Origin of the sequence: Oleiagrimonas sp. (assembly GCF_027858935.1) — a bacterium.
Classification (GTDB): domain Bacteria; phylum Pseudomonadota; class Gammaproteobacteria; order Xanthomonadales; family Rhodanobacteraceae; genus Oleiagrimonas.
Map to the genome: position 1 here is coordinate 1 of NZ_JAQIBU010000268.1, position 13,753 is coordinate 13,753.

Annotated in this window: 13 protein-coding genes; 4 read left to right on the plus strand and 9 right to left on the minus strand. The window is 63.9% G+C overall.

From position 1 onward, the window contains the following. Positions 1 to 128 precede the first annotated feature (128 nt). Genes PF446_RS10020 through PF446_RS10035 form a run of 4 tightly spaced genes read right to left on the minus strand, consistent with a single transcriptional unit; the run spans position 129 to position 3,655 of the window. On the minus strand, positions 129 to 620 hold the full coding sequence (locus PF446_RS10020) for a hypothetical protein (RefSeq protein ID WP_298071289.1): 492 nt from the start codon (positions 618 to 620) through the stop codon (positions 129 to 131). A gap of 4 nt (positions 621 to 624) precedes the next feature. Continuing rightward, positions 625 to 1,974 (minus strand): Gldg family protein, encoded by a 1,350-nt coding sequence (locus PF446_RS10025; protein WP_343224674.1) that lies wholly within the window; start codon positions 1,972 to 1,974, stop codon positions 625 to 627. Then, positions 1,971 to 2,726, minus strand: coding sequence for an ABC transporter permease subunit (locus PF446_RS10030; protein ID WP_298071290.1), 756 nt, complete (start codon positions 2,724 to 2,726; stop codon positions 1,971 to 1,973). Before PF446_RS10030 ends, PF446_RS10025 begins: the two co-directional genes overlap by 4 nt. After that, complete coding sequence (locus PF446_RS10035) at positions 2,723 to 3,655, minus strand: ABC transporter ATP-binding protein (protein WP_298071291.1); 933 nt, start codon at positions 3,653 to 3,655, stop codon at positions 2,723 to 2,725. Before PF446_RS10035 ends, PF446_RS10030 begins: the two co-directional genes overlap by 4 nt. A gap of 197 nt (positions 3,656 to 3,852) precedes the next feature. Between PF446_RS10035 and PF446_RS10040 the strand changes: the two genes are divergently transcribed. Then, positions 3,853 to 5,049, plus strand: a complete 1,197-nt coding sequence (locus tag PF446_RS10040) for a fatty acid desaturase (RefSeq protein ID WP_298071292.1) — start codon at positions 3,853 to 3,855, stop codon at positions 5,047 to 5,049. Between the two features lie 267 nt (positions 5,050 to 5,316). On the opposite strand, the gene rpmG is transcribed toward PF446_RS10040, so the two are convergent. Both rpmG and rpmB read right to left on the minus strand, forming a co-directional pair. After that, on the minus strand, positions 5,317 to 5,481 hold the full coding sequence (gene rpmG, locus PF446_RS10045) for a 50S ribosomal protein L33 (protein ID WP_298071293.1): 165 nt from the start codon (positions 5,479 to 5,481) through the stop codon (positions 5,317 to 5,319). 12 nt (positions 5,482 to 5,493) lie between these two features. Next, positions 5,494 to 5,730 carry a 50S ribosomal protein L28 gene (gene rpmB / locus PF446_RS10050; RefSeq protein WP_298071294.1) on the minus strand — a complete coding sequence of 79 codons (237 nt, stop codon included), beginning with the start codon at positions 5,728 to 5,730 and terminating at the stop codon, positions 5,494 to 5,496. A 291-nt stretch (positions 5,731 to 6,021) separates the two neighbouring features. On the opposite strand from rpmB, the gene secB reads away from it, so the two are divergent. From secB to PF446_RS10065, 3 genes are all read left to right on the plus strand, one after another. Continuing rightward, on the plus strand, positions 6,022 to 6,519 hold the full coding sequence (gene secB / locus PF446_RS10055; protein ID WP_298071295.1) for a protein-export chaperone SecB: 498 nt from the start codon (positions 6,022 to 6,024) through the stop codon (positions 6,517 to 6,519). 9 nt (positions 6,520 to 6,528) lie between these two features. Then, positions 6,529 to 7,557 carry an NAD(P)H-dependent glycerol-3-phosphate dehydrogenase gene (locus tag PF446_RS10060; protein WP_298071296.1) on the plus strand — a complete coding sequence of 343 codons (1,029 nt, stop codon included), beginning with the start codon at positions 6,529 to 6,531 and terminating at the stop codon, positions 7,555 to 7,557. A 99-nt stretch (positions 7,558 to 7,656) separates the two neighbouring features. Beyond that, entirely contained in the window at positions 7,657 to 10,707 is a 3,051-nt protein-coding gene (locus PF446_RS10065) for a DEAD/DEAH box helicase (protein ID WP_298071297.1), read from the plus strand. A gap of 186 nt (positions 10,708 to 10,893) precedes the next feature. Here PF446_RS10065 and PF446_RS10070 read toward each other — a convergent pair whose 3' ends face one another. From PF446_RS10070 to PF446_RS10080, 3 genes are all read right to left on the minus strand, one after another. Further along, a complete protein-coding gene (locus PF446_RS10070) occupies positions 10,894 to 11,601 on the minus strand; it encodes a dienelactone hydrolase family protein (RefSeq protein WP_298071298.1) in 708 nt (235 codons plus the stop codon). A gap of 156 nt (positions 11,602 to 11,757) precedes the next feature. Further along, on the minus strand, positions 11,758 to 12,636 hold the full coding sequence (gene yghU / locus PF446_RS10075; protein ID WP_298071299.1) for a glutathione-dependent disulfide-bond oxidoreductase: 879 nt from the start codon (positions 12,634 to 12,636) through the stop codon (positions 11,758 to 11,760). Between the two features lie 358 nt (positions 12,637 to 12,994). Beyond that, positions 12,995 to 13,753, minus strand: a 759-nt coding sequence (locus PF446_RS10080) for a pirin family protein (RefSeq protein ID WP_298071300.1), incomplete at its 5' end; no start/stop codon positions are given.

Consider the following 13,753-nt stretch of genomic DNA (forward strand, 5'->3'; position numbering starts at 1 on the left):
TATAGGGCGTCAAACGGGCACCTTTATGCATGTTCATCCGGGGCTCCTGAAGGGTTGGTCGGTTCGCACCTCCAGTCTTTCGGGTTTGCCTCGGATGAACAACCTACTGAGAGATCACAACTAGACGTTCAATCCATCACTTTCACATTGCCGGAGGACGCCGCACGCGGCGTGTCCTGTGCCGCAACCAGACCAATGCGGTGCCCCACGTGCACGTAACGCTGCGGGCCGAAGGGCGACAGCACACCGTAATCCACGCGCTGGCCATTCAGGTACAGCCGTATGCGGGGCGGCTTGAGTCCCAGCTTGCGCAAGTCGAATCCGGTGTCCGATCGCCAACGCTGCACGGGTGCGTTGGCCAGTGCAGCAATGTCGTCCAGGCGTCCGTCGTCCACGCGCTTGTGCTCGGGCGCCTGCATCCACCAGTGCCCGTCACGACGCACGTAGACATGGGATGGCTGGCCCGGACGCTCAACGCGCACGCGGGTGATCCGCGCCACTTCGAGCTTGAGCAGGGTGCCGGGTTGCGCGCTTCGATCGATTTGCCACTGCCATGCGGCCAGTGCCAGAAGCACCGCCCATGCGACGACAAACAGGATGCGACGCTGCGTCCGCTTCATGCCGTCAACGTCGGCGCCGACGCCAGGCGATGCCGACGCCAAGCAACAGCAGCAGCACCGGCAGGCCGATCATGAATACAGCGGCCAGCGCAGTCATCCCGCCGGGCGACAGCTGCACGATGCGGTCCGGTGCCACCGGCCGCGGAACATCGACCAGCGCGTCGTCGCCAAGCAGCCAGTTGATCACGCGCTCGCCCAGCGCACGATTGCCGGCGTGGCCCAGGAATCCGTTGGACAGGAAATCGCCGTCACCGATGACCACCGCGCGCTGCATGTTCTTTTCGGGACTGGGCGAGAGCCGCGACAGCGCATACCCAAAGTCCAGCGGACCACGCAACTCGCCCTTGCCGGGATCGAAGCGGATGGTGGAAGGGTGCTTGTCGTCGATCGGTTGCAACACGGTCCAGCTCTGTGGCCCGGACGACAGCAATGGCTTGGCCGACCACTGCGTGTCCGAGGTGCTGGCCAGGGCCTGCACGCCGGGAAACAACGTCGTCTTGTCGAAACCCCGCGTGACCGCATCGGGCGGATAATTGCCGACCGCGATGATGCGCGGATCGTCCAGTCCCAGTGCCGAACCCTGGCCGTCCACCAGCACCCCGGGAAGCCGCTGCACGCCAAGCGCCTCGGCCAGCGGTTTCAGTTCCGGATGCGGCTCATCGGGTTCGCTCAGCCACAGGATGTTGCCGCCCCCCTGCACATAGTTGACCAGCGCCTGCACCGCGCCATGCGGCAGGGGCTGTACCGGGCTGGCGAGCACCACCAGGTTGGTGTTTTCAGGCACACCTTGCACCTGGCTGAAATTCAGCGGCACCGCACGCATGCCGCGTGCAGCCAGTGGACTGACAAAGTCGGACAAGTCTTCGCCGCGCTTTCCGCCGGCCAGCCGTTCGCCGTCACCCGTGACGAAAGCCACGATGCGGTCGCCCCCGCGAGTCAGGCGTTCCAGCGCATTGGTAAGGCTGTCCTCGCTCAGTTGCTGCAGGCGCTGCTCGCGTCCGCGATAGCGCAACACCAGTTCGCCCGCCACCGAAATCCCGGCCTTGCGCATGGCCTCGGGGTTCTTGTCCGGGTCCACGAAATGCAGCGTGATGTCGTGTTTGACCGCCTGGTAGCGCGAAATGAAGGCCGCGATGGTCGGGCGCAGGCTGCCACCGGGGACGGCATAACTGGTGATCTTGACTGGTCCCTGCATACGAGCCAGCACCGCACGCGTGGGCGCCGTCAGACTGGCACGGTGGCCGGCGCTCCAGTCGAAAGTGGCCTCATGCCGACTACCCAGATAGCCGATGCATCCGGCGGCGACCAGGACCGCCAGCGTGAATACCCAAGAGCCCAGCCGCCGGCCCATCATGTGCGGATCCTCTCATCGCCGACCCGCCGGATTGCCAGCACCAGGGCTACCGTGATCACCAGCGCGAACCAGAGCAGATCATCGGTATTGACCAGACCCCGTCCCATCGGCTGCAAGTGCGTGGACAGCGCCAGCCAGTTGGCAACGCCGCCGAGCACGCCCTGGTCGAGCGAAAGTTTGTTGACGCCCACCAGCAGCGCCGAGACCACCAGGGCACCGGCAGCGGCCAATGCGGGGTGACCGGCATACGCCGAGCAGGCCACGCCGATCGCGTTGAGTGCCGCCAGCGCCAACGTCAGGCCGAGCGCGGCGGAGGCCAGCTTGCCCCAGTCCGGGCTGGTGACCAAGGCCAGCGCCAGCGGCATGGCCAGCACCAACAAAAGCACCAGCAGTTGCCAGGCCAGGGTGGCCATGTACTTGCCCAGCACCACGGCTCGCGGCGACAGGCCAGAAGCAAACAGCAAAGGCAGGGTACCGCTGCGTCGTTCCCCGGCCAGGGTACCCATGCTCAGCAACGGCGCCAGGACCAAGGCGGCAATCACAAACAGGGCCAGCCACGGCAGTGTCACCAGATCCGTGAAACCACTGGTATTGCCCGCCGCGACCATCCGCAACTGCAACGCCAGGAACTGGTTCAGCATCAGCAGGAATTCCCAGCCCATGCCGGCCAGGCTGAGCGCCGCCAGCAACCAGGCCAGCGGTCGGCTCCAGATGCGTCGCCATTCCAGGCGCATCACGGCCCATGTACTCATGCTTGCGCCATCCGTTCACTTCGCGTCGCAATGTCCATGAATGCCCGGTCCAGACTGCCGGATGTGACCTGCAACTCGGCCAGCGACAGGCCGGCCTCGACCACAGCGCGTGACAACGCCGGGGCATCGGCATTCTCGCGCAGGCGCACGCGGTAGATTCCGGGCGCCTCGGCGATAACTTCGGCGACCGGCGGCAAGTTGGCGATACGGCTGGCGTCCACCGGCGTTGCCAGGGTAAGACGCATACGGCCATGACCGTCATCGAGCGGAGCATCATGGCGCAAGAGGCCCTGGTGCAGAATCGCCACTCGATCACATATGGCCGTGACCTCCGGCAGCAGGTGCGTGGACAGGATCACCCCGCAGCCGGACGCGGCACGCTCTCGGATCAGCTCGCGCAACTGCGCCGACTGCACCGGATCCAGACCGTTTCCCGGTTCATCCAGCACCAACAGCGGCGGCTCGTGAAGCAGGGCACAGGCCAGGCCCACACGCTGCCGCTGTCCTTGCGAGAGCACGCCAACCAGACGTCGGGACATGGATGCCAGCTGCAATCGCTCGAGCAAACCATCCACACGCTTTCGAAGCGTCTGCCGGTCAAGCCCACGCAAGCGGGCACTGGCCTGGAGGTGTTCGATGACGGTGAGCTCCGCCCACAGAGGTGCGCGCTCGGGCAGCCAACCCACCGCTGCACGCGCCAGGCTCGGCTGTTCGTACAGGTCCACGCCATTGATCCGGACCTGGCCTCGATCCGGACGCAAGGCACCGGAGATCATGGCCAGCGTAGTCGACTTGCCCGCACCGTTTACACCCAGCAGGCCCAGTACCTGCCCCCGTTGCAGGCCCAGCACCAGCTCAGACACCACTTCGTGGCCACCCAGGGATCGGCTGACGTGGTCCATTTGCAGCAGGGGCGCGGTTTCATTCACTTGATGATTCTGGCCGGGAACCCATATCTAGGACAAGCGCCAATGTATGGATTCGCGAGCACGTAACACTTTTCCATGCCGTGTTGTGGTTCAATGGTAATGCGTGATTCTGGCGTTCGCGGCCATTTTGGCTGGACGCGATGGATATGCGGACCCGACATGCAATTTTCTGCTCCGACACACGAGATGTTTTTCTGATGTTTCAAGTTTTCCTCGATTTTGCTGCCCGCGGCCTTACCGGCGCTGGCTGGGTGACCTGGCTGGTCTACCTGCTTGTGGTCACGCAACTGACCATCTTCGCGGTGACGCTGTACCTGCACCGCAGCCAGACCCATCGCGGCGTGGATTTTCATCCGGTCGTGGCACACGTGCTGCGCTTCTGGTCGTGGCTGACCACCGGCATGGTCACCAAGGAATGGGTGGCCATCCACCGCAAGCACCACGCCATGGTGGAAACCGAGAATGATCCACACAGCCCGCAGATCTACGGCCTTAAGAAGGTCTTCTGGGATGGTGTCGGCCTGTATCGCGAAGCCAGCCAGAACACCGCGGACATGGAAAAGTATGGACGCGGCACGCCGGACGACTGGATCGAGCGGCACCTGTACAGCGTTCATCCGTACAGCGGCCCGACCCTGATGCTGTTCATCAACCTTGCCTTGTTCGGCTCGGTAGGCGTGGCTTTGTGGGCGATCCAGATGATCTGGATTCCGTTCTGGGCTGCCGGCTTCGTCAACGGCATCGGCCATTGGTGGGGCTATCGCAATTTCGAGAGCTCGGACACCGCGACCAACCTGATCCCATGGGGATTCTGGATTGGTGGCGAGGAACTTCACAACAACCACCACGCTTTCCCCAGCTCGGCCAAGTTCGCGCTGCGCAAGTGGGAGTTTGATATCGGCTGGGCGGCCATTTGCGGACTGCGCGCCCTGGGCCTGGCCAAGGTGCTGCGCGTGGCACCATCGCTGGATGTGCGTCCGAACGTGAACCTGCCCGATGCAGATACGCTGCGTGCCGTGCTGACCCATCGCTTCCAGGCCATGACCGATTACTACCACCAGGTCATCATGCCGACCCTGCGCGAGGAAAGTGCCCGTGCCGGCAACAATCTGCGCGACGTGCCGCGGCGTCTGCGGCGCGCCATGGCCGATGGCGGTCGATGGCTGGATCGCGACAAGCGCAAGCAGCTTGAGGCTGTGGTCGAGAAACGGCCGACGCTGCGCGTAGTGTGCGACTATCGCGCGCGTCTGGCGGCGCTGATGGAGCAACGCGGCGCCGACGCCGCCCTCAAGGGCCTGCAGCAGTGGATTCACGAGGCCGAGCAGAGTGGAATCCGCGCATTGCAGGATTTCGCGCAGCACCTGAAGGGCTACGCCTTACCTACTCACGGCTGAGCGCGACGTTCATTGAATGCATGTATGGAAAGGCCCGCCATTAGGCGGGCCTTTTTCATCTGTGCCGCCGGACCGGAACGCGCGCTTTCGAGCTCGCGCCTCACCGTACAGACCTCACGAAGTGCATTTCACGACCTGGATACCGCAGGCCGAGGATACAGGCGTGGGCAAAAGGATGCTGGCAAAAGAAAACCCGCCAGATGGCGGGTTTCCCGGAAAGGTCTTCCAGACCCGGCGCAAGGCCGGGACCGGATCACTTGGATCCGATCACTTGATCTTGCCTTCCTTGTACATGACGTGCTTGCGGATCGTGGGATCGAACTTCTTGATCTCCATCTTCTCCGGCATGTTCTTCTTGTTCTTGTCGGTGGTGTAGAAGTGGCCGGTGCCGGCCGACGAAATCAGGCGGATCTTGTCGCGCTTGGATGGCATGATCTTGTCTCCTTAAACCTTTTCGCCGCGAGCACGCAGGTCGGCGATCACGGCCTCGATGCCGTTCTTGTCAATGGTGCGCAGCGCCTTGCTGGACACACGCAATTTCACCCAGCGCTTTTCGCTGGGCACCCAGAAACGACGCTCATGCAGGTTGGGCAACCAGCGGCGACGGGTCTTGTTGTTGGCGTGCGACACATTGTTGCCGCTCTGCACACCTTTGCCGGTGACTTGGCATACACGGGCCATGATGACCTCCGAAATAGGATGTTGACTACCCATTAGCCAGGGCGGTTTCGGCCCAGCCGCGGCTTCGGGCCGCGTGCGGAGTGCTGGAAATCTGCCTGGCAAAACCCACGCGTACCGCGCCGCTTGGGTCACCCACGGACGTGGAAAGAGCAAGGCTAGCTGGCCATTATGGCAATACGACGCCTGTGCCGCAATAGTGTGTCCCACCTGACTCCACCGGGCAGCGGACAGCCTGCCGGGATTGTGGGACAATGATTGCTTTCATATCCGCATTTCCCATCAGAGAACATCATGGCAGAAAACATCGACGCCAACCCTCAGGACAACGAGATGCAGCTGGTGCTGCAGAAGGTCTACCTGAAGGACGCCTCCTTTGAAGCACCGAATGCCCCCGGGATCTTCCAGGACATGGGGGGAACCGAGGAACAGCCGCAGGTCTCTCTCAACGTTGGACACACCGCCACCCGTCTTGACGAGACCACCCGCGAGGTCGTGCTCTCGCTGACCCTTACCTGCGAACTTGGCGAGCACACCGCCTACCTGGCCGAAGTGCATCAGGCGGGGATCTTCGGTATCGCCGGTTTCGGGCCCGAGGAAGAGGACGGTATCATCGGAAGCTACTGCCCGACCGTGCTTTTCCCCTATGCGCGTCAGGTGATTTCATCGCTGGTCATGGATGGCGGTTTCCCGCCGTTCCTGCTGCAGCCGATCAATTTCGACGCGCTGTATGCAGAACAGAAGCGCCAGCAGGCCTCCGGTGAAAATTCCACGCCGACGCTGAACTCCTGAGTCCACGAGATGGCGCACGGAAAGCTTCGCGTCAGCGTTCTGGGAGCCGGCTCATGGGGCACTGCGCTGGCCGCTCTGCTCACGCGCAATGGCGCCCCCACAACCCTTTGGGGGCGCAATCGCCATGCACTGGAGGAGATGCAGGGGGCACACCGCAACCTGCGCTATCTTCCGGCCCTGGAGCTGCCCCCGACGCTGGCCTACGAAACCGACCTGGCCATCGCCGTGGCGCATGCAGACATGGTGGTAATCGTTGTCCCCAGCCATGCCTTCGCAGCCCTGCTGGAAAAACTTACGCCGCTGCTGCCAGCCCACTGTTCAGTGGCGTGGGCAACCAAGGGCTTTGAACCGGGCACCGGCCGTTTCCTGCATGAGCTGGTTGCCGAACGTCTGCCCGGCCGGCCGGCCGCGGTAGTCACCGGCCCCTCATTCGCTCGCGAGGTCGTGGCCGGGTTACCCACCGCCGTCACCGTGCAGGCCGCGGATTTGGCCTTTGCCCAGACCCTGGCCGACCTGCTGCATTCGGACACCTTCCGCGCCTACACCGGCAATGACATGCTTGGCGCAGAACTGGGCGGCGCGATGAAAAACGTCCTGGCCGTAGCCACCGGCGTGGCCGACGGCATGCAGCTCGGGCTGAATGCGCGTGCCGGCCTGATCACCCGCGGCATGAATGAAATGCTGCAACTGGGCGTCGCGCTGGGCGCGCGCCCGGAGACACTGATGGGCCTGTCCGGACTAGGCGATCTGGTTCTGACCTGTACCGGTGATCTGTCACGCAACCGCCGCCTGGGGCTGGCCCTCGGCCGCGGTATCACCCTGGATGAGGCTGTGCGTGACATCGGCCAGGTGGTCGAAAGCGTGGTCACCGCCGACGAGGTCGGACGCCTGGCTGAAAAGCATGATCTGGACCTGCCCATCGCCTACGGTGTGCGCTCCGTGCTGCATGGCGAGATCACCCCGGTCGAAGCGCTTCGCGCACTGATGGCGCGTGAACAGAAACCCGAATATTCCGGCCCGTTGTTCCCACCGCGCTGAACCGCTCCTGCATCGATTGCACGCCTGTGCGTCCGATCCTGAGCCCACACGGGTCACGCAGGCTGCTAGTCTTTACGTTTTAAGCCTCGAGCGAAAAGGATGCAGCGACCGAGCAGCGAACGTCGGGTCACGCCCCCGTCGCCAAAGGACAAGGCCTGCGACGACAGCAAGCCCGTGCCCAAGGCCTGGCAGCGCTTGCTCAACGGACGCTCCAGTCTGACCTCCGCCAAGACGCATGGCCAAGGTCACACGCTTGGGTTTTTCCTGGAAATGGTCGCCGTCGAGGACGCTCCCGCCGCACGCATGGAAGCCGCGCCGGTGCTGCTGCAGGTTGGCGAACACGGCCGCCTGTTCCACGCCGTGCCACTCGATCCACGCCGGCTTGCACAGACAAACCTGCCACTGGTCGAACACCGCCTGGCGGCCACCCTGATGGGGCTGCCGCACAGCCAGCGCAAAGGCCGCAACTACGCACATCTGTCCGGTGCCATTGGCGATGCCCTGCTGGGTGAAATGCTCGACACCGCACCCTGTTTTCTCGGTGGCGTGGCCGGCCTGCGTCTTGCGCGTGGCCGTCCACATCCCCCCGACTGGACCTGGGTCATGTCCGCCGACGGTCACCAGCAGCTGCAGCCCGAACTCGCACCTGGCCAACGCCTGCTGCGCGCAGGCGTCTGGTGGTATCTGGACCCGGAAAATGCCGAACTCGGCCTGTTGAACATCCAACCCGCCGAAGCCGGTATCGCCGAGTCTCCTTCGCTGGCACCCGAGGATGCAGCGGCCCTGGCCTCCGCGCTTGCCAAATCGCGACTGGCCGATCGCGTGCCCCCGCCCACGGTGCTGGGCACCGCGCGCCCTGCAAAACTGACACCCAAGCCCGTGCTCACCCTCAAGGCGCTGACCCGCCATGCACGACTGGCTGCCGGTACGCCACCGCTGGCCTACGCGCGACTGACTTTCGACTACGGCGGTGAACGTCTGCCCGGCCGCGGTGGTGAACCGCACGTCCGCCGGGTCCGCGACGGCAAGCTGATCGAGATCACCCGCCGTCGCGCCGAGGAACTGGCCGCCATGGAACGCATGGAAACGGCCGGCCTCACCCCTGCCGTCGACACCGAAGGTCTGCCCTGGGATCTGGCCGAAACCTTGCCCGAGGATGCCTGGATGTTCCCGGGTACAGGCCATACCGGTGCGCTGGAAGTCAATACTCCCGCGCGCTGGCTGGCCTTGCGCGGCAAACTGGAAGCAGACGGGTTTGTGCTCGAGTACGCCAGCAGTTTCCCGTTCGAGGTCCTGGAGGGACCGGTGCACTGGTACGGAGAAGCCAGCGAGCGTAGCGGGGATGACCGCTTCGATCTGGAGATCGGTATCGAAGTTGAAGGCCAGCGCGTGAACCTGCTACCCGTCGTGGCACAGGCGTTGAGCGAACAGCAACTCAGTCTGACCCCGCCCGCCAACGAGGCCGAGGATGCGGTCTGGTATGCCCCGGTCGATGACCGCCGCCGCGTGCCGGTGCGCCTGCGCGATCTTCGCGCCATGCTGGCGCCACTGGCTGAATATCTGGAACGCCCACGTCCCAAACTGCGGCTCCCCCGGGTGCAGGCCGGCCGCCTGGAGGAGTTGTCCAAGGCGCTTCCCGCAGACGGCACGCTGGAGGCCCCCAAGGCGTTGCTCGGCTTTACCCGTCGCCTTCGCGAAGCCGCCGCACGCGCCAGCACCACCGTGCCCAAAGGGGTCCAGGCCACCCTGCGCGACTACCAGCGTGAAGGATTGCGCTGGCTCAATGCGCTGGGCGAAGCCGGCGTCGGCGGCGTGCTTGCCGACGACATGGGCTTGGGCAAGACACTGCAATTACTGACCCACCTGATGGCGTTGCACGAATCCGGTCGCCTAAAGCATCCCGCGCTTGTGGTGCTGCCAACCAGCCTGATCCCCAATTGGCAATCCGAAACGGAGCGCTTCGTACCCAGCCTTCGCGTACTCACCCTGCATGGTCCGCAGCGCGGCGAACAGTTCAAGCGTATCGCCGAGCACGACATCATCCTGACCAGCTATGCGTTGCTGCCTCGCGACCTGGATGTCCTGAAGAAACAGCGCTTTGCGCTGGTGGTGCTGGATGAGGCACAGCAGGTCAAGAATCCGCGCACCCAGGCGCGTCGCGCATTGCTCAAGCTCAACTGCGACCGTTTGCTGTGCCTGACCGGAACGCCGCTGGAAAATCACCTGGGCGAACTGTGGTCGCAGGTCGACCTGGCCGTGCCCGGCCTGCTCGGTGACGAACGCGCCTTCCGTCGTCATTACCGCGGCCCGATCGAGAAACAGAACGACGAGGCGTGTCAGCAGCGCCTGAATCAGCGCATCGCGCCGTTCATCCTGCGCCGCACCAAGTCGGAGGTGGCCTCCGAACTTCCGGCCAAGACCGAGATCACACGACGCGTGGCGCTGGAGGGCAAGCAACGTGATCTTTACGAAAGCCTGCGCCTGTCACTCGCCGACGAGCTGCGCGAGGTGATCGCGCAACGGGGCATCGAGCACAGCGGCATCTTTGTGCTCGATGCCTTGCTCAAGCTGCGTCAGGCCTGCTGCGATCCGCGCCTGGTCAAGTTGGAGGCGGCTCGTGGCGTTCGCGAGTCGGCCAAGATGGAGCTGCTGCTGGAAATGCTTCCTGCGCTGGTGGCCGAGGGTCGCAAGGTACTGCTGTTCAGCCAGTTCACCGAGATGCTCAAGCTGATTGGTGACGAGCTCGACCGCAAGCGTATCCGCTACGTCACCCTCACTGGCGAAACCCGCGACCGCGCCGAACCTGTACGCCGCTTCCAGAACGGTGAAGTCCCGCTGTTCCTGCTCAGCCTGAAGGCCGGCGGCGTGGGCCTTAACCTCACCGCCGCCGACACCGTGATTCATTACGATCCGTGGTGGAATCCCGCCGCCGAGGCGCAGGCCGCCGACCGCGCCCACCGCATCGGCCAGGACAAGCCGGTGTTCGTGTACAAGCTGATCACCACCGCCACGGTCGAGGAACGCATCGAGGCCATGAAGGTGCGCAAGGCCGAACTCGCCGCTGCGGTGCTCGACGGCGGCGGCAGTCGTGATCGGCTGAAATTCGACCAGGGCGATCTGGACGCCCTGCTGGCCGGCGTGAACGGCTGATCGCCCACGCAGCCCATATGCGCTGCATGCGCAGGCCCCTCAAGGGCACCCGAATGACGGCGTTGCGCAAACTGAGTCGGGGCCACCCTCGCCATCAAAAAAAGCGTGGGCCCCGCTCATCATCGGCTGACCCCACGCCATTACCTTTGGCCGCGCTTCGAAGCGCGGATCTTCAGCGCCCCGGAATCACGACCAGAGCGTGCGGCCCAGGAAGGTCAGGGTGCGGTCCCATGCCCGCTGCGCCCATGCCGGATCGTACTGCGTGCCGGCAATGCGGCCCTCGCCCACGGCTGTCTCGTTGGCAAAGGCGTGATGGGCGAGATAGCGGTGGAACTGCGCATCCACGCCGGCATCGACCATCTTCGCTTCCAGTTGGTCGATGGAATCGATCGGGAAGAATGCATCCTGGGTACCGAAGTGACCCAGCACCGGGAACTTGATCGAAGATGCATCGACGTATTCCATCGGCGGGGCACCGTAATAGATGACACCGGCGGACAGATCCGGGATCTGGCAAACCGATAGCACGCTCAGCGCGCCGCCCATGCAGAATCCCATGACCGCCACCTTGCTGGTGTGCTGCTTGAGATAATCGACAGCGCCGCGAATGTCCTGGGAAACGGCATCGCCAAAGTCGAGACCATCCATGAGGTGATGCGCCTCCTCTTCCTCGACCGTGCTCTTGCCGTGATACAGGTCAGGTACCAGCGCCTGGTAGCCGGCATGCGCCAGACGGTCAGCGACACCGCGGATCTGGTCATTCAGGCCCCACCACTCCTGGATGACGACGACGGCCGGCGCATGCTCGGCGTTTTCCGGCCTGGCCAGATAGCCCTCGACCGGTTTGCCGTCTGGGCGATTGAATTTCACTGTATTTCCAGTGGTTGTGGACATGGTTGACCTCCTTGGGAAAATTCTTGGATGCCGGGCTGATGCCTGCGGCCTGCCGCCAGGATCGCCGCTGGTGCAGCGCGCACGGCACATGCTTGTTGTGATGCTTCGGGGACAGGACAGGATACGTGGCAACCGACCGCCTGGATCCCCGTGCACTCACTGCCCGCGCTCGAGCTTGTCCTGGGTGCGGGTCTCGAAGTCACTGGCTGCATGGCGCTCATGCAGCTGACCTTCCGGCTCGCCCCAGGTACGGTTGACCATGCGTCCGCGCTGCACGGCAGGGCGTTCGGCAATCTGGTTCGCCCAACGCTTGACATGTTCGTACTCATTCACCTGCAGAAAATCGCCCGCTTCATAAAGCTGGCCCAGGACCAGCGCGCCGTACCACGGCCATGTGGCGATGTCGGCAATGGTGTAGTCCTCACCCGCCAGGAAGGTGTATTCACCCAGCCGGCGATCCAGTACATCGAGTTGGCGCTTGGTTTCCATCGCAAAACGGTCAATCGGGTATTCCAGCTTGACTGGAGCGTAGGCGTAGAAATGGCCGAAACCGCCACCCAGATAGGGCGCGCTGCCGATCTGCCAGAACAGCCAGGACAGGCATTCCGTACGCTGCGCCCGGTCGGTGGGCAGCAAGGCAGCGAATTTTTCGGCCAGATACAACAGGATGGAGCCGGACTCGAATACGCGCAGGGGTTTCGTCTCGCTGTGATCGACCAGCGCGGGGATCTTGGAATTGGGGTTCACGGAGACAAAACCGCTACCGAACTGGTCGCCCTCGGTGATCTGGATCGGCCAGGCATCGTATTCGGCGCCCGAATGCCCCAGCGCCAAAAGCTCTTCCAGCATGACCGTCGCCTTGACGCCGTTGGGTGTGGCCAGTGAATACAGCTGCAGCGGGTGGCGCCCGACCGGCAGGTCCTTGTCATGGGTGGGGCCAGCCAAGGGACGATTGATACTGGCGAACTTGCCGCCGCTTTCGCGATCCCAGGTCCATACTTCGGGTGGGCTGTAGGACGAATCTGATTCTTTCATCGGCAAACTCCTCGGAAAATGTATGCAAGTACTTGGTGCAACGGTCCACTCCATAAATGGGTCATGCCCCGCGTCCCTTCAAGGTTCATCCACTTTGCAGCCATGCGTGAACCTGTCCGGTCCGTCGGCACTGCGGCCCTCCTGGCATCCAGATGGTGTCAAAGCATGACCGGCCCGACCTTCGTGTTCGGCCCCTCATTCAGGAGCAGGGCAATGAAGCCAAGGAGCCGGGAACGGTACGGATTGAAGTGACCTTGGTGGCGTGCATCCCCGGGATGACGCCAACCAGCAGGTCGGGAAGCTCGGTCCTCCACATCAGGCAGCCACTTGCAGTCCAGCGCAGGTGCTGCCCCGGCCTTTACACGAACCGCCCGGCGTTGAAGTCCTCGACCGCCTCGATGATTTCCTTCCTGGTGTTCATCACGAACGGTCCGTAGCGGGCGACCGGCTCGCGCAACGGCCTGCCCGCAACCAGCAGGACGCGTGTGGCGTGATCGCCGGCATCCAGCTGCACGGTGTCGCCATCCGAAAGCACGGCCAGCTCGCTTCGACCCAGGGTTTCCCCCGCCACACGCGCGGCGTCGCCCTCGAACACGTAGGCAAAAGCGTTGTGGCCGGACGGCACCGGAACCTGCAGGCTCGCGCCTGGCTCCAGCGCCACGTCCAGGTACAGCGGCTTGGTGGCGACGCCGTTGATCGGGCCTTCGGTGTCGCCGAAACGACCGGCCACTACGCGCACCTTCACGCCTGCGTAAGGAACAACGTCTGGGATCTTTTCCGGCGCGATGTCCTGGTAGCGGGGCGCGGTCATCTTGTCCTTCGCCGGCAGATTGACCCACAACTGGAAACCGCGCATCAGGCCTTCCTCCTGTTCGGGCATCTCCGAATGGACGATGCCCCGCCCGGCGGTCATCCATTGCACGCTGCCGGACGTGAGCAGGCCGCTGTTGCCCTGGTTGTCGCCATGGCGCATGCGCCCGTCCAGCATGTATGTGACGGTCTCGAAACCGCGGTGCGGGTGCTCGGGGAAGCCCGCGATGTAGTCGCCCGGCGTGTCGGAACCGAACTCGTCCAGCAGCAGGAACGGGTCGAGCATGTCCAGATCGGGTTGGCCGAT

Excerpts from the sequence above, each read along its gene's own strand:
- PF446_RS10020 (WP_298071289.1), bottom strand. The coding sequence starts at position 620 with ATGAAGCGGACGCAGCGTCGCATCCTGTTTGTCGTCGCATGGGCGGTG.
- PF446_RS10025 (WP_343224674.1), bottom strand. The coding sequence starts at position 1,974 with ATGATGGGCCGGCGGCTGGGCTCTTGGGTATTCACGCTGGCGGTCCTG.
- PF446_RS10030 (WP_298071290.1), bottom strand. The coding sequence starts at position 2,726 with ATGAGTACATGGGCCGTGATGCGCCTGGAATGGCGACGCATCTGGAGC.
- PF446_RS10040 (WP_298071292.1), top strand. The coding sequence starts at position 3,853 with ATGTTTCAAGTTTTCCTCGATTTTGCTGCCCGCGGCCTTACCGGCGCT.
- rpmG (WP_298071293.1), bottom strand. The coding sequence starts at position 5,481 with ATGCCATCCAAGCGCGACAAGATCCGCCTGATTTCGTCGGCCGGCACC.
- rpmB (WP_298071294.1), bottom strand. The coding sequence starts at position 5,730 with ATGGCCCGTGTATGCCAAGTCACCGGCAAAGGTGTGCAGAGCGGCAAC.
- secB (WP_298071295.1), top strand. The coding sequence starts at position 6,022 with ATGGCAGAAAACATCGACGCCAACCCTCAGGACAACGAGATGCAGCTG.
- PF446_RS10060 (WP_298071296.1), top strand. The coding sequence starts at position 6,529 with ATGGCGCACGGAAAGCTTCGCGTCAGCGTTCTGGGAGCCGGCTCATGG.
- PF446_RS10065 (WP_298071297.1), top strand. The coding sequence starts at position 7,657 with ATGCAGCGACCGAGCAGCGAACGTCGGGTCACGCCCCCGTCGCCAAAG.
- PF446_RS10070 (WP_298071298.1), bottom strand. The coding sequence starts at position 11,601 with ATGTCCACAACCACTGGAAATACAGTGAAATTCAATCGCCCAGACGGC.
- yghU (WP_298071299.1), bottom strand. The coding sequence starts at position 12,636 with ATGAAAGAATCAGATTCGTCCTACAGCCCACCCGAAGTATGGACCTGG.